Source organism: Lysinibacillus sp. DFXJR4 (assembly GCF_057196045.1).
Window position 1 is genome coordinate 23,679 of record NZ_JBXUNW010000011.1, and the last position, 17,277, is coordinate 40,955.

At 37.1% G+C, this 17,277-nt stretch carries 16 protein-coding genes and 1 other RNA gene; 8 read left to right on the plus strand and 9 right to left on the minus strand.

Annotated features, from left to right (window positions below):
* Positions 1 to 161: 161 nt before the first annotated feature.
* A complete protein-coding gene (locus tag AC2CGN_RS18230; RefSeq protein WP_484515416.1) occupies positions 162 to 740 on the plus strand; it encodes a hypothetical protein in 579 nt (192 codons plus the stop codon).
* Positions 737 to 889 carry a hypothetical protein gene (locus AC2CGN_RS18235; RefSeq protein WP_484515418.1) on the plus strand — a complete coding sequence of 51 codons (153 nt, stop codon included), beginning with the start codon at positions 737 to 739 and terminating at the stop codon, positions 887 to 889. The genes AC2CGN_RS18230 and AC2CGN_RS18235 overlap by 4 nt, the downstream gene beginning before the upstream one ends.
* Before the next feature lie 558 nt (positions 890 to 1,447).
* Here the strand turns inward: AC2CGN_RS18235 and AC2CGN_RS18240 are convergent.
* The 7 genes from AC2CGN_RS18240 to secG all read right to left on the minus strand — a co-directional run bounded on the left by AC2CGN_RS18240 (position 1,448) and on the right by secG (position 7,672).
* Positions 1,448 to 2,173, minus strand: a complete 726-nt coding sequence (locus AC2CGN_RS18240) for a Fic/DOC family protein (RefSeq protein ID WP_484515420.1) — start codon at positions 2,171 to 2,173, stop codon at positions 1,448 to 1,450.
* A gap of 8 nt (positions 2,174 to 2,181) precedes the next feature.
* A complete protein-coding gene (locus AC2CGN_RS18245) occupies positions 2,182 to 2,376 on the minus strand; it encodes an antitoxin VbhA family protein (RefSeq protein ID WP_484515422.1) in 195 nt (64 codons plus the stop codon).
* Between the two features lie 367 nt (positions 2,377 to 2,743).
* Positions 2,744 to 3,099: a transfer-messenger RNA gene (ssrA, locus tag AC2CGN_RS18250) on the minus strand.
* A 338-nt stretch (positions 3,100 to 3,437) separates the two neighbouring features.
* A complete protein-coding gene (smpB, locus tag AC2CGN_RS18255; protein ID WP_053995075.1) occupies positions 3,438 to 3,905 on the minus strand; it encodes an SsrA-binding protein SmpB in 468 nt (155 codons plus the stop codon).
* Between the two features lie 66 nt (positions 3,906 to 3,971).
* Positions 3,972 to 6,473, minus strand: a complete 2,502-nt coding sequence (gene rnr / locus AC2CGN_RS18260) for a ribonuclease R (protein ID WP_484515424.1) — start codon at positions 6,471 to 6,473, stop codon at positions 3,972 to 3,974.
* Positions 6,474 to 6,506: 33 nt separating this feature from the next.
* Positions 6,507 to 7,253 (minus strand): alpha/beta hydrolase, encoded by a 747-nt coding sequence (locus tag AC2CGN_RS18265; protein ID WP_484515426.1) that lies wholly within the window; start codon positions 7,251 to 7,253, stop codon positions 6,507 to 6,509.
* A gap of 191 nt (positions 7,254 to 7,444) precedes the next feature.
* Positions 7,445 to 7,672, minus strand: coding sequence for a preprotein translocase subunit SecG (gene secG / locus AC2CGN_RS18270; protein WP_054770456.1), 228 nt, complete (start codon positions 7,670 to 7,672; stop codon positions 7,445 to 7,447).
* 675 nt (positions 7,673 to 8,347) lie between these two features.
* Between secG and AC2CGN_RS18275 the strand changes: the two genes are divergently transcribed.
* From AC2CGN_RS18275 to dltD, 6 genes are all read left to right on the plus strand, one after another.
* Positions 8,348 to 9,994, plus strand: coding sequence for an alkaline phosphatase (locus tag AC2CGN_RS18275; RefSeq protein WP_484515429.1), 1,647 nt, complete (start codon positions 8,348 to 8,350; stop codon positions 9,992 to 9,994).
* Between the two features lie 316 nt (positions 9,995 to 10,310).
* On the plus strand, positions 10,311 to 10,448 hold the full coding sequence (locus tag AC2CGN_RS18280) for a teichoic acid D-Ala incorporation-associated protein DltX (RefSeq protein WP_054770455.1): 138 nt from the start codon (positions 10,311 to 10,313) through the stop codon (positions 10,446 to 10,448).
* Positions 10,449 to 10,465: 17 nt separating this feature from the next.
* Positions 10,466 to 11,938: a D-alanine--poly(phosphoribitol) ligase subunit DltA gene (gene dltA, locus AC2CGN_RS18285; RefSeq protein WP_484515431.1), complete on the plus strand. Its 1,473-nt coding sequence runs from the start codon at positions 10,466 to 10,468 to the stop codon at positions 11,936 to 11,938.
* A complete protein-coding gene (dltB, locus tag AC2CGN_RS18290) occupies positions 11,935 to 13,098 on the plus strand; it encodes a D-alanyl-lipoteichoic acid biosynthesis protein DltB (protein ID WP_429986046.1) in 1,164 nt (387 codons plus the stop codon). Before dltA ends, dltB begins: the two co-directional genes overlap by 4 nt.
* Positions 13,099 to 13,144: 46 nt before the next feature.
* Positions 13,145 to 13,378: a D-alanine--poly(phosphoribitol) ligase subunit 2 gene (gene dltC / locus AC2CGN_RS18295; protein WP_054770454.1), complete on the plus strand. Its 234-nt coding sequence runs from the start codon at positions 13,145 to 13,147 to the stop codon at positions 13,376 to 13,378.
* On the plus strand, positions 13,375 to 14,550 hold the full coding sequence (dltD, locus tag AC2CGN_RS18300) for a D-alanyl-lipoteichoic acid biosynthesis protein DltD (RefSeq protein ID WP_286925426.1): 1,176 nt from the start codon (positions 13,375 to 13,377) through the stop codon (positions 14,548 to 14,550). The genes dltC and dltD overlap by 4 nt, the downstream gene beginning before the upstream one ends.
* Before the next feature lie 395 nt (positions 14,551 to 14,945).
* On the opposite strand, the gene AC2CGN_RS18305 is transcribed toward dltD, so the two are convergent.
* Complete coding sequence (locus tag AC2CGN_RS18305; protein WP_484515434.1) at positions 14,946 to 16,325, minus strand: MFS transporter; 1,380 nt, start codon at positions 16,323 to 16,325, stop codon at positions 14,946 to 14,948.
* 245 nt (positions 16,326 to 16,570) lie between these two features.
* The gene (locus AC2CGN_RS18310; RefSeq protein WP_429986048.1) at positions 16,571 to 16,996 is read right to left on the minus strand and encodes a MarR family winged helix-turn-helix transcriptional regulator; all 426 of its coding nucleotides are present in this window, start codon (positions 16,994 to 16,996) and stop codon (positions 16,571 to 16,573) included.
* Positions 16,997 to 17,277: the final 281 nt, after the last annotated feature.

Genomic DNA, 17,277 nt, shown 5'->3' on the forward strand with positions numbered 1-17,277 from the left:
TCTATCTCTGTAAACAACGCATTATAGAATTGTCAATTGCACTTGAAGACAACTTTAAAGTGCCAACGATTACGACGGAGGTTTATGGTTAGTTATGAATATGGTGGAGGAGAAACAAATCTTGGTTATATTTCAGGACAAAATTTGGAGGTTATTGAACAATGAAAAAGAATAATGTTTACAAAGTAATAATTGCAATTTTAACATCTATTATAGTGATGGGTATCATAGCTATATGGTATCTCGTATCTCCCGACAGTTATCTTACAAAGAACAAGCAAGAAAGTTTGAGCCCTGAAGGTGAAAATGCTGAGGTGGTAGAAACAAAAGAAGTAGAACCGGTTGAGATGATCCATAAGCCTGCTACTGATAAATCTTGTCTGTCACCTGAAAACGCAATCGCTTTAGACGAAATGTATGCAAATTACCTAGTGTTTAAACGAGTGGCACTTAATGAAGATGGATCACTAAATTTCGATAACGCAATCAGCGCTTATAACGGCATCACTCAGAACTTAGCTACATCGACCCTTATGACCAACACAACGACTTATGACAAAGAAGTATACAAAGTGGTGAACAAATGGGCTGAAGACGCTTCTAATGTCTCAGATGACATGCTAGGATTCATTCAAGGTACGCTAGAGCTGAATGACTCTAATTTAAATATCTTCAGAGCTTCGTTTGATGATCTTGATAACTTCTACGGAAATAAACAGAAATGGGAGAATTGCCAATGATTATGTATGTCATGAAGGGAGAATTTTTAATCATTATATACCAGGGATGGGAGGTCGGAGAATTATTCTCCGTCTCCGGTGAAGCGGTAGGGTATCGCAGCACAGTGAAGGATGAAAATAAATATAGCGGTGATGGTTTATATTGTTGATACAGAGGATATCAAAGCTAATATTTGAAAATTATATTTAATATATGAACTATTAGAGCAAGCTCATTTTTAGACTTGTTCTTTTTATTTTTCTACAAACTCTAATTAGTCTTTAAACGCTATAAATAATATGATAAGTATGCAAGCTACTAATACCTTACACTCTGTTCCGTAAGCAGTTCAGAGTAGGATTTACACTTTTTTATGTGCCACTGTATACCTTGAACTGCTACTGATTCATAGCATCTTGAGTCTCTTTACGTGATTTAAATGCATCTACTTTATCTTCCTGATAATCCATATTTACAACAGCAAAGCCCATTAATTATGCAACTTTTACAATATCATGAATAGGGTAGCCTATACTAATACAAGCCCAGTCATTGAAAATCAATGGGCTACATTAGAAAATCACTGGTCTAAAGCTTTAAAATGGCTCACAGGATTAACATTGAAGATAATGCCAAACCTATTATATATATCTAAATATTCTAACAAAATTATATTAAGCTCTTGTATATAAAAAAGAACCAATACGATTTTCATATTGGTTCTTTTTCACTTTTTATTTAAGTTTGTTCCGATTGTAAAAGGCTTTTCTTCATAATTTGAAACACGATATTGTTCAATTATTTTATATTTCTCATCATTTGTTTTCTGCTTAGGTACAAAACCTGTTTTAGCTAAACCTAGTGCATCTGTAATTATTTTTAATAAATATTCTGGTTCATGAGATTCTTCAACAGCGGCTAATACTAAGGCATTCCTTACATACCCTGCATTTTTGGAAAGCAATTGTTCATTGAATTGTAAACCTTGTGCATCTGCAAAAAGCTTCATAAATATCGAGACAGTGCGAGTATTTCCTTCACGGTAAGGATGAACACGCCATATATCTGTCATGAGTCTGGAGAAATTCTGAGCTAATTGGTTGTTAGAAACACTCCAACTAATTGAAGCAGTCCAATCAAAAATGAGTTTTAGATCTGTCTCAATACATGTAGTATCGCTATATGCAACAGATACACCACCTAAAATTTTTTCGCTCTTATAAATATTGACTGTACGAAATTCTCCTGCCCACTCATAAATTGATTGAAATAGAAAATAATGAACCTTTTGTAGACTAGATAAATGAAAAAAATCAATGTCTGATAAAATTTCATCAATATCTAAAATACCAACAATTAAAAATTGGGCTTCAATATTAATTAATTCTTGTTCATCTCGAATGTTTAACTTATTTTTTAAAACATTAGAGTTTTCATATACATACGGATCCATAATAGTTATTAATGTGCCGCCCTTGCATACTTTTCAATAATAGCTTGTTTTAGATAACTTGTTGTTACTTCACCTTTTTCATATTGGTCCAGTAAGTTTTGTGTGAAAGCAGTAGGTTTTCCACCATCAATAGCTGCCATGCCAACTGCAAACCGAATACGTTTACGACGCTCTTCTTGTGAAATCAGATTCAATGATTTCATAAATAACACCCCTCGTATTATTATCTTAGCGAATAGAATATTGTGAACAATAGTAAAACAGTTTTAGTCATTATTTATTTTTTATTCATCGTTTAGCTTTTTAATAGCAAAAAAATAATAATTCAAAAAAACTTTCAGATGGTACTATTATATTCATTGTTTCCATATAGTTGATTATGATGCGAATAAAAATTTTATTTCTTAATTTTAAAATTATTCATAATGAAATTATTAGGAATTAAACAAATACTCAAATAGATCATTTTGTGTCAGAGTGAAAATAGGGATATTCAACAAGAGTTCAACTCCCATTCAATATCCCTAACCTCGAAAATCGTTGATATACCGCCGTTTATAGGCTGGTAATTTATGGAGACGGCGGGAGTCGAACCCGCGTCCAAAGACTCCAATACTTCAGCTTCTACGCGTGTAGTTTGCCTATTTACGATTCACGTAACATTATGCCGACAAACAGGCGTCCTGTACGCTAACCTGGAAATCTCTTGCCGATGACTCAGGTGGCACCATCGACCGTATCCCACTAAAGTTGGGCCCCACGTTCTCTACATGGGCGATAGAGAGGCAGAGCGCTTAAGAGCTTACGCTGCGAAAGCTAAGTTTTGTTGTTTGCCAGTTATTATATAACTGTCGTTGATGACGGAGCCGAGCCCTCCGACGCGCGACCAAAGCTTGAACCATCCCTGTCGAATCCGTAACGTCCCCTTGAATATGAAGCGAAGCGGCTTGGCCTCGTTCAAGTAAGGGAGCTAGAATTTCTTCTAGTACGGTGGGAGCTAAAGTACGCTTCCATGAAATCTGGCAATCAGTAATACATATTATAAAACAAAACTAACGATAGTTCAAGTATCCTGCTAACTTAGAAGAAATTGGCTCGAACAGTAGAACCTATCCATCGGCTTCGCTATTCTATCCATCACTCTCGCAGTTCTATCCTTCACTTCCGCCATTCTATCCGCCTCGCCTCGCCTCGCCCTCGCTCCCATCCGCTCCAAACCCAAAGCAAAAAGCTCACCAACATTAGTGAGCTTTCTCCCAATCTATTAAAATTGATTTTTTGCTTTAAAGGCACGTTCCATTTCGCGTTTGGCTTCTTTTTTACGCATGTCGTCGCGTTTGTCGTAGTCTTTTTTCCCTTTACCTACGCCGATTAGGAGCTTGGCGTAGCCGTCCTTGATGTACATTTTTAATGGGACGATTGTGTAGCCGTCACGTTTAACGGCACCGACTAGCTCGCCGATTTGCTTTTTATGGAGCAGCAGCTTGCGGGCGCGTAGTGGGTCGTGGTTGAAGCGGTTGCCTTGATCGAATGGGCTGACATGCATATTGCTGATCCATGCTTCGCCATTGCGGATGCGGACAAAGGAGTCTTTGAGCTGGACTTTGCCTGCACGGATGGATTTTATTTCTGTGCCTGTTAGCACCATGCCTGCTTCAATTGTCTCTTCTATGAAGTAGTCATGTCCTGCTTTTTTGTTTTGTGCTAATACTTTCCCAGTACCTTTTGCCATATTCTTCACCCTCTAATTTAAAGGTTGAGCAGGGGTTAACCTGCTCGCATTGGATTGTTAATGAATTTATTTACGTTTTGATTTTTTCTTTTTGTTCTTCTTAGCAATGCCCTCATAGAACTTTTGCTTTTGCTTTACGCGTTTTTTTGGACCTGGGCTTGAGCCATCTTTGCGGCTGCCTCGTGGATCACGGTCGCTTTCACGGCGCTCTCCGCGTTTGCCTCTTTCCTCATCGTTGCCACCACCTCTGCGACTGCCACGACTGCTTCGTTCTTCCTCGCTGCGACCGCCTCTACGACCTCCACGACCACCTCGATCGTCCTCGTTGCGACTGCCTCTACGGCTACTGCTTCCGCCTTTGTTGTCGCTGTAATTTTTACGAGCGTGAATAACAGTAGGGGCTGCTTTGCGTGTTCGTCCATATGAAGTTACCATTCCAACGATTTCAAAGTCAATGGATGACTCCTCAATAATAACATTTGCTACACGAACCATGACCTCATCACCAATGCGGAATTGACGATTCGTTCGTTCGCCAATCATAATCATTTGACGATCGTCAAAATGGTAGTAGTCATCTGTCATATTGCTAATATGGACAAGTCCTTCAATCGTATTTGGTAGCTCCACAAAAATTCCAAAGTTTGTGATGGATGAGACGATTCCTTCGAATTCCTCGCCAATTTTATCGGACATATATTGAGCCTTTTTCAGTGAATCGGTATCACGCTCTGCATCGACAGCTCGGCGTTCACGCTCTGATGTATGGTCAGCAATTTCATCCATTGCCATACTCCACTGTGCAATCGTTTCTCTCGATGTATCTTTATTAATTAAATACGTTCGAATTAAACGATGCACGATTAGGTCTGGGTAACGACGAATTGGAGATGTAAAGTGTGTATAGAAATCTGTTGATAAGCCAAAGTGACCAAGGCTTTCTGGATAATATTTTGCCTGCTGCATCGAGCGTAAAAGCATCGTTGAAATCACAGGCTCCTCTGGCATTCCTTCAATCGCCTTTAAAACATCCTGTAAAGCTTTTGGATGAACGGTGTTGCCAGTACCTTTAATTAAAATACCGAAATTCGTGACAAATTCAAAGAAGCGTTGGAGCTTTTCTGGCTTTGGATCTTCGTGAATACGGTATAGGAATGGTACATTCATCCAGTGGAAGTGCTCTGCTACGGTTTCATTGGCAGCTAGCATAAAATCTTCAATTAATTTCTCTGCTACTGTACGTTCGCGTAATTCAATATCTACTGGCCAGCCATCCTCGTTGACAATAACTTTGGATTCTTTAAAGTCAAAATCAATTGCTCCACGCATTTCACGTTTATGACGTAAAATCGATGATAGCTCTGCCATGTTTTTAAACATTGGTACAAGAGGCTCGTATCGGGCAATTAGCTCCTCGTCCTGCTCAACTAATATTTTGTAAACGTCCTTATACGTCATGCGCTCTGTTGTTTTAATAACACTTTGGAAAATTTCATGTGAAATCACATTCCCATTAGCATCGATAATCATTTCACAGGACAATGTTAATCGATCAACCTGAGGATTTAAGGAACAGATACCATTCGATAAACGATGTGGAATCATTGGGATTACACGGTCTGTTAAATATACACTTGTCGCACGATCATAGGCTTCAATGTCAATGACTGAGCCTTGCGTTACATAATAACTAACGTCTGCAATATGTACGCCAAGCTTATAAGTACCGTCACCATTTTTTGTTACAGTCACTGCATCATCCAAATCCTTTGCGTCTGCTCCATCGATTGTGACAATCGTTTCATGACGTAAATCACGGCGGCCCTCTATATCAGCCTCAGTAATTTCATCTGGCACTCGCTGTGCAGCAGCAATCACTTCATCAGGGAACTCTGGTGGAATATCGTGCTTATATAATATAGAAAGAATATCCACACCTGGATCATTTTTATGGCCTAAAATCTTTGTAATATAGCCTGTAGCTGATTTTAAATCCTCTGGCCAAGTAGCGACCTCAACGACAACCTTGTGTCCGTCAACGGCACCTAAAGTATCACCTTTTGCAATAAAAATATCCATTGGTAGCTTTTTATCGTCTAAGACAACAAAGCCAAAGCCACGATTTGCCTGGAAAGTGCCGACAAAGCTTGTTTGTCCACGTTCAACTACCTTTGTTACCGTTCCTTCTCGACGATCACCGAATGATTCCTTTAACACGCGGATCAGGACGATATCACCGTTAATAGCACCATTTACTTCATGTGGTGGAATGAAGACATCATCCATTCCCTCGATATCAGGCGTCACAAAGCCGAAGCCCTTTGCATGACCGATAAATTTACCTCTTAGTAAATTCATGCGCTCTGGCAAGCCATAACGATTAGAGCGTGAACGGACAACTAAGCCCTCTCCCTCCATGCGCACTAAAGTTTTTACTAGCTCTTTAAACTCGTCCGCATCCTCAAAGCCAAAGACGTCCTCAATTTCGCCAACGGTTAAAGGTTTATAATCTTCTTCACCGAAAAATTCGAGTAAACGATTTTGTAGTGAATCCTTTTGCTCTTTCATAATTTCCCTCCTTCATGAGAAAATCCTATTAGTTTATTGTGCCCAATTTAGGCCTTCTAAAAAGCGATAAATATCTTCATGTAATTGATCTTTTTCTTGATCTAATGTAATAACATGCTTTGAGTTTTCATACCACTTGATGTGCTTTTCAAGTGACTCAGTTTGATTATATATAATGTTGGCAGATTCTGTCTCAATTACCTCGTCATTTGTTGCTTGAACGACAAAAATTGGGGCATAAATCATGTCAATTTCTTGACGGGTACGTGCAATAAATTCTCGTAGCTCCTGTAAAGATGGCATACCTTTTTCAGCAATGTTTGTAACCTCTGCTTCGATTTGCTCATCTTGTTTGCCTTGGAATTTCTTATAGTCTCTTGCATATTTCAAAACTCCCTCAAACATGACATCGGTTGTACGCATTGTCATCGGGGCACACATTGTTACGATTCCTTTTACTGGGTTATTTAATGCCACATTAAGTGCCATCACACCGCCTAATGAAAGACCTGCAACTGCAATCTCCTGATAACCAGCATCCTGTAACTGCTTATAGGCAGCTACGACATCCTGCCACCAATCAGCAGGTCCTGTTGTGATAAGTTCTTCTGGTTCCACACCGTGACCTTTATAGTGAGGTGCTAATGTAGTATACCCTTTTTTCTCTAAAAATCTACCAAGCATTCGAACATCTGCTGAGCTTCCTGTAAAACCATGCAATAATAATACTGCTCGTGGTCCTGCTTGAAAGAAAAATGGTTGAGATAAAGTTTTATTCATCGCAAGCTCTCCTTCATACCAATACATACTATCACCATTATAGCCATTTACTTGAGATTCTACATCAGTGATGATGCACTATCCGTCTATTTAATGGTACTATCCATCACTTTCGGTTTTCTATCCGTCTTTTACATCTTGAATAAAAGAAAACGCCCAACCAATTCGGTTAGGCGATATATCTTCAACTATTAGATTTTTGTAATAGCGATTGCTAAAATAAAGAATAAAATTGCTAACACAATTGTTGCACGGTGAAGGATAAGATCCATACCACGTGCTTTTTGTTTTCCAAATAGTTGTTCAGCTCCACCCGAGATGGCACCTGACAAGCCTGCACTTTTACTAGATTGAAGTAATACGACAACAATCAATGCTAATGATACGATAATTAATGAAACTAATACTACTGTATGCATCCACTGCACCTCCCGAACTTCGAAACATCACAACACACCACATTATAACAAAAAAAGGTTGCCATGACAAACTTAGATTAAAAATATCTGTAAATTACCCAATTTCTCTACCTGGCCTTACCCATCCTCCTCGCTTACATTATTCATGAATAGCTTGCTGGTTATTTCTTAACTTTTGAATGGACCTTATTTAAAAAATTGATACCTTTGTCAATAAATGATGTTTATTCAAATGAACCTTATGCAATTTCCTACGAATATTTTTTGTGAATGATGAAAAACTAAGTCAAGATCATTTATTGGCAAAGGCAACTATTTAGTAGCCACGAGTAAGGACTAGTTTATGTAGATATGTGGTATGCCGTACGGATAAAAGATATTAATTATTCAAAGCATTCGTGACAACTTGGTATAGCTTTGATTTAGCAACACAGCAAAATAAGAAAACAGCTTGCTACTACTTGGCTGCTAATGAGGATGGGCTTTATTGCCGTGATTATGATAATGCTCTGAGGAAGTGTTACTGGTAATGGCATTTTATATTATCAACAGTAGTCGGTGAGGAGTATATACATGAATTTGCACTATAATTTAACGCTACAACATAGCTGGTGAGATTGTCTGAATAACCGTTCGTTACACTACTTTTAAAATTAACCTAAAGGAGACTACATCATGAAATACTTACTAAAATGGCGTTCATGGGTTATAGCTAGTGCAATGATTTTTTCGGCGACAAATATCGCTCTACCACAAGTACAAGCTGCTAAAGTTACTCAGCCGGCAAATGTTATTATGATGGTGATGGATGGGAGTAGTAATAACGCTGTCACACTCTCCCGATGGTATAAGGGTAGCAATCTGGCATTAGATGCGATTTTAACTGGCGCAGTTCGTACGTACTCTGCAGAATCTGCCCTTACCGATTCTGCACCCGCCGCTACTGCATTAGCCACTGGACATAAATCAAATCGTAAATTTGTTGGTGTGCTGCCAGCCATTGTCAATTCTCCAGGGTTAGCGCAATTAGCCAAAGATGATGCTACTCGTCCTGTAGCCAATGTTTTAGAAGGAGCGAAACAGCAGGGCATGGCAACTGGGCTAATCTCTACTTCTGAAATTCAACATGCAACACCAGCAGGCTTTTCTGCACACGTTAAAAATAGAAGCCAATATGATGACATCGCTGAGCAGCAGGTCTATCAAGATATTGATGTTGTGTTAGGTGGTGGCTTCGCATCTCTCATTCCAGGTACTACTAAAAATGCTCGTAAAGATGGCGAGAACTTAGTGAATGTCCTAAAAGAAAAAAATTATGACATCGTAAAAACTCGTGATGAGCTTTTAAAAAGTACCTCATTAAAAATTTGGGGAAGCTTTGCTCCAAACGCACTTGCCTACAATATAGATCGCCCTATCACCAGCGCATCCGAGCCAACGCTTGCTGAAATGACAAGTAAAGCTATTCAAACGCTTAAGCAGCATGACAAAGGCTTCTTCTTATTTGTAGAGGGCAGTAAGGTAGATTGGGCAGCACACGCCAACGATACAATCGGCATTATCAGTGAAATTTTAGCGTTTGATGAGGCTGTCCAAAAAGCACTTGATTTTGCCAAAGTGGATGGGCATACAATGGTCATTGCCGTAACAGATCATGGTAATAGCGGTATTACTATGGGTAATGCAAATACAACAAAGACTTATGCCAGCATGCCTGTTTCTGCCTTTATTGATCCGTTAAAGAAAGCTAAAATGACTCTTGAGGGTGCTTTAAGCCGATTGAAGCAAAACCAATCCAATATGATAGAGGTAGCAGCACTTTATGGTTTAACAGACTTATCTAAAGAAGAACGCACAACTTTAAAAGCTTCTAGGAATGTGAGCAAAGAAATGGGACAGATGCTAGCCAAACGAGCGAATATTGGTTTTACCACAGGCGGCCATACTGGTGAGGATGTATTTCTTTATTCATTTGGACCTTCCACAATAACTGGTCTTGTTGAAAACACAGAAATAGCATATGCAATGGCGCAATTTATGAGCTTTGATTTAAATAAGCTGACGAAGGATTTATATATCCCTGCCACAAAAGCTTTTACTGAAAAGGGCTATACGACAAAGATAGATCTATCAGATAAGGAAAACCCGAAATTTATTGCACAAAAAAAGGATATTACATTAACAATCCCTGTAAATAAAAACATTATGATTTATGAGCAAGCCTCAGGCAATATGACCAAAACATATACATTTGATACCATTAATGTCTACAATGGAACGGATTTTTATGTTTCCAAAAAAGTGTTAGATGCTGTTAATTAAATGATGTTCCGTACATTTTAGCGGGATAAAAATATAGGTGCCATCATAAGTTGATTTGATTAACTGATGATGGTCCTTTTTTTGATTTAAGGGCATGATGATCTATCAATTTTTCCCAAACCTTAATTTAATCTTAATTTAATCTTATGATTTAATGAATATTACAAAATACAGCAACATTTTTCTCCACATTCCGTCAAAACAGTGTTAAAAATTTTAATACAAAGGTTATAAAAAATAACTTGAAAAAATATCTATTTATTTAGTATATTTACAAGGTTATAATCCTTTTTCATTATTAATTGGAGGTGACCTGATGCAATCCATTAAAAATAATGAGCTATTACGTTTTATAGGCTTTACATTATTTTATTTTATCATATTGGTGCTTTTGTTTATTATTCATGGGTTCCATGATATGAACGCTGGACCATTTATATATACGGAATTTTAAAAAAAGGAGAATTATTGATGTTAAGTATATTAGCAGCTATTCAAAATGTGGCGCTACAGCAGCCACAAAAAACTGCGTATCAAACCAATCGTGAGTCCTTAACGTATAGTGAGCTTTGGTATCTCTCTGATTGTGTAGCACAGTACTTACTAGCTCAGAACTTAAAAAGAAAACAGCCCATTGTCGTCTACGGTCATATGTCACCATTGCAAATTGTTGCCTTTTTAGGCGCTGTAAAGGCTGGGCACCCATATGTACCAGTTGACTCGTCCACGCCTTCTGAAAGACTACAGCTTATAATTGAAGCCTCTGAAGCCTGCATGCTACTAAAAACAGAATCATTAAGTGCTCCATTGTCTATTCCTGAAGTGGAGGTAAGTGATATAATCACACAGCCTTCTACGATTTCGGTAGAGCCTTCCTTATGGGTTCAGGAGCAGGATGTTTATTATATTATTTACACATCTGGTTCAACTGGTAAACCTAAGGGTGTTCAAATTACAGCCAATAACCTAGCTCATTTTGTTGCTTGGATGAATAAGCACTTCCCATTACAGGAATCTGGTGTGTTTTTAAATCAGGCTCCCTATTCCTTTGATTTATCAGTAATGGATTTATACCCTGCATTGGTAAATGGGCAAACGCTTTACGCTATTACACAAGAGCAAATTGCTTATCCAAAATCGTTATTTGATGCACTAGCAACAGCTGAAATCCGTGTTTGGACCTCCACACCGTCCTTTGCGAAAATGTGCTTAATGAACAAAGAATGGCATCAGGAGTTAATGCCCGCTTTAGATACATTTTTATTCTGTGGAGAGGTTTTACCAGTATCCGTTGCACAAGAATTAATGCAACGCTTCCCACAGGCGACTATTTTTAATTTATACGGGCCAACTGAAACAACCGTTGCTGTATCTTTTGTAGAGGTCTCATCAGCACTGTTGGAGCAATTTGATCAACTGCCAATTGCACCGCTATCAGAACCAAATCTTTCTCTATTAGAGGATGGCGAGATTATTATTTCAGGACCAACAGTTAGTGCTGGCTATCTTGGTGCACCTGATTTAACGCAAAAGGCCTTTCCTACTATAAATAGTCAGCGCATTTATAAAACTGGGGATATTGGCTATGAAAAAGATGGCTATCTGTTCTTTTCAGGTCGTAAGGATTTTCAAGTAAAACTACATGGCTATCGTTTAGAAATCGAGGAAATTGAAAAGCAAATTGGCACTCTACCACCCGTTTCTAGCTGTGTTGTTGTACCTGTATTAAAAGATGGCGAGATTGTTTCGCTGAATGCGTTCGTTGTTCTACGTGAGCCATTACTGGAATCTGCCTTTAAAATGACGAAGCAACTTAAATCGTTGTTATCTGAGTATTTACCATCCTATATGATTCCAAAAACCTTCAAATACATGGACACTTTACCTCTAAATACAAATGGTAAAGTTGATCGTAAAGGATTGGCGGTTATGGAAACAGTATGACGCCTTACGGAAATATCGTTTTTTTCATTATTATTGGGATTTTATTGCTGCCCACAATTATATTAGGATTACGAGAAAAATCTGCAAAAGGCTATAATATCTTTGTTTCGATTATTGTTTTAGCTCTTATTTTTGGTAATTCTTTAAATGGCACAATCTCTCTCATACTTTTTACAGTATTTCAGTTACTATTAATCATTGCTTATCAAAAATACCGACTACAAAAGAATAGTGGGACAGTATTTATTGTGGCTGTACTGCTGTCTATCTTGCCACTTGTGCTTGTAAAGGTTCTACCGATTCTTGGACTACATCATTTATTTGGATTCCTAGGAGTGTCCTACATTACTTTTAAATCTGTTCAAATGATTTTAGAAACACGTGACGGTCTAATAAAGGATAAAATTTCAGCAGTTGAGCTGGCCTATTTTTTACTATTCTTCCCAACCGTTTCATCAGGTCCTATCGATCGTTGGCGACGTTTTTATAAAGATATGCATACAGTTCCGTCAAATCAGGACTACCAGAAGCTACTTTTAAGTGGGATTAATTATATATTTGTAGGCTTTTTATATAAATTCATTTTGGCTTATTTAATTTATAATTACACACTTATTTATTTACCAAATCATACCTATAATTATTTGACACCTTTTCAAGGGCAAATCGCGTATATGTATATGTATAGCTTCTATTTATTTTTCGACTTTGCTGGCTATAGTGCCTTTGCCGTTGGGGTCAGTCGCATTATGGGCATTCAAACGCCAATTAACTTTAATCGTCCATTTTCAAGTCGCAATATAAAAGATTTTTGGAATCGCTGGCATATGAGCCTTTCATTCTGGTTTAGGGATTATGTTTATATGCGCTTTGTGCTTTGGATGACTAAGAAAAAATGGATTAAAAATAAATTTACAATCTCATATATTGGCTTCTTTTTACTGTTCTTTTTAATGGGGATTTGGCATGGACTAGAATGGCACTTTGTGGTCTATGGACTCTACCATGCCCTGCTAATCATTAGCTTCGATAAATTTGAACGGTGGAACAAAAAACGTAAGCTTTGGCCGAAAAATAAATGGACACATGCAATTGGTGTGTTTATCACTTTTAATGCTGTTTGTTTTGGCTTTTATATTTTTTCAGGAAAATTATTTTAAACAAGGCTTTGTTAAACACAGCCTAAATTAAAGGAGAATTTGAACTATGGAGAAACAACAAGTTTTAGAAATGCTAGTAGAATTATGCGAAGATGATATCATTGTAGAAAACCCAGATATCGATTTATTTGAAGAGGGACTACTTGATTCATTCGGTACCATTAATCTATTAGTCGAAATTGAAAACCGCTTTAATATCTCAGTACCAATTACTGATTTCAATCGTGAGGAATGGAACACGCCAAATCGTATTGTAGCGAAATTAGCTGAAAGACAATGATTAAGAAAGGCTTTTTATCGCTATTCATTGCCTTTGTTCTATTTGCTGTCTTCGTATTTTTCCCAAATTCATGGATTAAAGCATGGATTTCAGATGAAGATGTAGAACAGGCAAAAACGAACATGTCTCCATTAGTGTTCCAGGGCATGTACTTACAGGAGAGAATGCTACAGGAGCCGAATTCAATGCCTTTATACGGCTCATCCGAATTAAATCGTTTTGACCCCTTCCATCCCTATAATTATGCACGTGCAACAAATGCACCGTATTCGACATTTATGATAGGGCGAGGGGGAATGCAGTCTATTACACACTTTTTAAATTTTGCTGCACAGGAGAAAAATTTAAAGGATAAAAAAATTGTTTTCATCGTTTCTCCTCAATGGTTTACGAAGAAAGGAATGGGTGAATTACACTTTTCTCCTAACTATTCTATGCTACATGCCTATGATTTAGCTTACAATAAGGACATTGATGTAAAGCTTCGAAATCGAGCAATGGAGCGTCTGCTAGAATTTGAAACAGTGAATCGAGACCAATTATTAAGAACAATCTATCAATATCAATTATCGAATGGCAAAGAACGACCTATTGTTGGACGACTTGCAATGTTAGCAGGTCATTTCCAAAAGGCATTGCTAGAGAAAAAAGATTTATATTACTCGCTTTTCCCTAGAGAGTCACATAAATTAAAAAGTAATGACAAGCTGGTGGCAAACCAAACATTTGAGCAGCAATTAAAAAATGCTGAGAAATATGGCAAGAAACGTGTAACCAATGATTTAATGATTGAAAATAAATTTTATAAACGTCTTGTCAATGCTGATTTAACAAAGTTTAAAGGCTCTCGTAAGAACGAAGATTATACAGTATCACCCGAATATGAGGATTTTCAGCTCGTCATAGATATTTTAAAGGATGCCGGTGCAAAGCCATTATTTATTTCAATTCCTGTAAATGGCTATTGGTATGACTACAACGAATATCCACAGGAGCGTCGTCAAAAATACTATGAGAAAATGGAGCAAGTATTAACAAATGCAAATGTTCCATATGTTAATTTCTCAGATCATGAATATGACCCTTATTTTATTATGGATACGATTCATATTGCATGGAAGGGCTGGGTATATGTAGATCAAGAGCTAGATAACTATTGGACACAATCATAATTGTCGTTTACAAATGAAAAGACAGTCTAAAGTGTTAATCACTTAAGGCTGTCTTTTTTACTGCTCAATACTAACGATTCTTAGACAAATAAACCCATTAACTTTAAGCAACAGGGTTCTATTTAATTATTGAACTAAGGTTGAGCCATGAAATTCGAATTTCTTATGATTATGAAGTCATAATCTCCAATAAGCTCGTTAGTCTCAGCTAAGGCAATATAATTAAATTATTTATTCACATAAGATTCTGCTTTTGGCAATTGATATTTAGCAATTTTAGAACAAGCTCGATATTCATAAAAGACTTCTATATCATCTTGTGAAGTTTTTCATAAAAGTCACCTTTAAAACTCATTTTTTATCCCTATGAATGATAAGACTTATCTTGCTCAATTCTATTCACAAGAGATATTTTTGGGTTTTATACGAAAAGAAATAACAAAACTTAGTAGAAGCAAAACAAGCTGAAGTGATAAAGCTAATAGGATGCCATTTATTATACCCCATTGTAAAGTCTCACTAATAGCTAAAAAAGCTCCCCCAAGACCAATACTTAAGCCAGGACTAAATGCATCTGTAAACTGTATACTCGCAGATACTTCACCTTCTTCCCCAACATTTGCATGCTGTAGTGCAATCGCCGCTGTTGTTGGTTGTGCTAAGCCAATACCAAATCCAGTAAGTATTTGAGATATAATCGCCAATACTATTCCACCTATAGGTAAACTTACAGCCAAAATAACAGCTGTAACACCAATTATCATAAAGCAAACACCAATTGTTATCCGTATCTTTCTTCCACTTCCTCGATCCTTAGTATCTAATCGCGATTGGAGCCATGCAGCTATCGACCAGCTTAAAGCTCCAGCAGCAACAACTAATCCTGCAAGATCAGCAGGTAATTTCTTGACTTCCGTCAATGCTAAAACAACATAGCTTTCAGTAGCGAAATAACAAGCAACAAATAATCCTCTAGTGGCAAGAGTCGCAGGTAGTCCTCTTGTTGCCACAAACGTTCCCCTTGGTAATAGCTTTCGTAATGGCTGAATCATTGCCACGATACCTATAAATGAAAGTACTATTCCCTTCCACTCTGTGATAGTGCCTAATCCAGTTAGCAGGATGCCCGTTCCAATAGCAAGCAACACGGCATACAGTTCTTTACTACCACTAGTTGACCCTTCCTTCTCTATTACTGAAAATTTACGAAATACAGGGAGAGTTAGCATTACAGCCAATCCAATTAATGGAATTACTAGCAAAAAAACAAATCTCCAAGAAATTAATTCTGATATAAGTCCAGCTATATAAGGTCCAATTAACGCAGGTAAGATATAAGCACTTGAAAACATTGCAAGTATTTTTGTTCGCAGATGATCAGGATATCCTAGAGTAATACTATAATAGACACAGGTAATAATTGCGCCGGCACCAAATCCCTGAAGCACTCTCCCAATAATCAGCATATACATATTTACCGATGTAGCAGCAAGAACAATCCCCGCTACAAATAAAAGATTAGAAACTATAAATACTGCAAACACACCATTTTTGCTTATACGCTGCCCAATTACCATCGTTCCAATGATTTGCGCCAAAAGAAAGGCAGTGAATATCCAGCCATATAAATGGAACCCGTTTAATTTCTGCGCCAAATTTGGTGCGATGGTAGTGATAGCAAGCCCTTCAAAGGCCACTGTAGTAACAGCAAGAATAACCCCAATTGTTAAAGCTCTATACTTGCTGTCAAATATTCCTTCATTTTTTTCAGGCATTATTTACTCCCCCTACATTATTGTCATGACATTAGTTGTCTTAGCAAATATTATATTAAAAATTATGTAGCAAGCTTTAAACTTACTACAATTTTAATAGACTCGAATATAGTTGCTACGACAATTATATTTATAAAAAAATTAACTGTCAACTTTAAATTCATAGGGAAAAGTCATTGGGATAAAAGAAAAGCCGCCAATATTGGCAGCTTCATTTTATCGCTAATAAAAATTAGTTACTTCAGTTATAAATCCTTCACATTATTATACATTACAGTAAGAATTCTTCTAAATGTTTCAACCTCTTCTTCAGATAATCCCTTGATTGTTTTCTTGTATGCTTCCAAGGATGGCTCAAGTATTTCGTCTTTAATTTCACTGCCTTTTGGAGTTAAATACACACGTAACGATCTTCTATCTGTTTCATGGACAACACGATAAATAAATCCCTTTTTCTCTAATTTAAATAACATGCGTGCAATGTTTGTTTGATCCTTATGAAGTCTTTCAGCAATTTCCTTTTGGGTAATGCCTTCTTTTTCCCAAAGAATAACAAGTATTTCCCATTGTTCCACTGTAATATCAAACGGATTAACCACTTTTTGATAATAATTATTTAATTTTAGTGCTGCTCGTTGCACATTCACACCAATATATTTTTCTAATTCCAATATAATTCTCCTATATACTAGTTATGATTATAGTTGTTACGACTATTATAGTCATGTTATTTTCTAGCGTCAACGCCTGTAATACAAAAGTCGGACTATTAAAACCCTCCAAACAAAATTTACAACCAATATTCTTTGGGTACACTACGCTTTAGGGAATTTTTCCCTCTGTAGGATGTTAAGTAGGTTAATAATATTGGATATTTAATTTTATGAATATTGTATCTCTGACATAACATTTGCAAATCTAAAGTTCGAGTCGAGATGTTCTTAACTCTTCC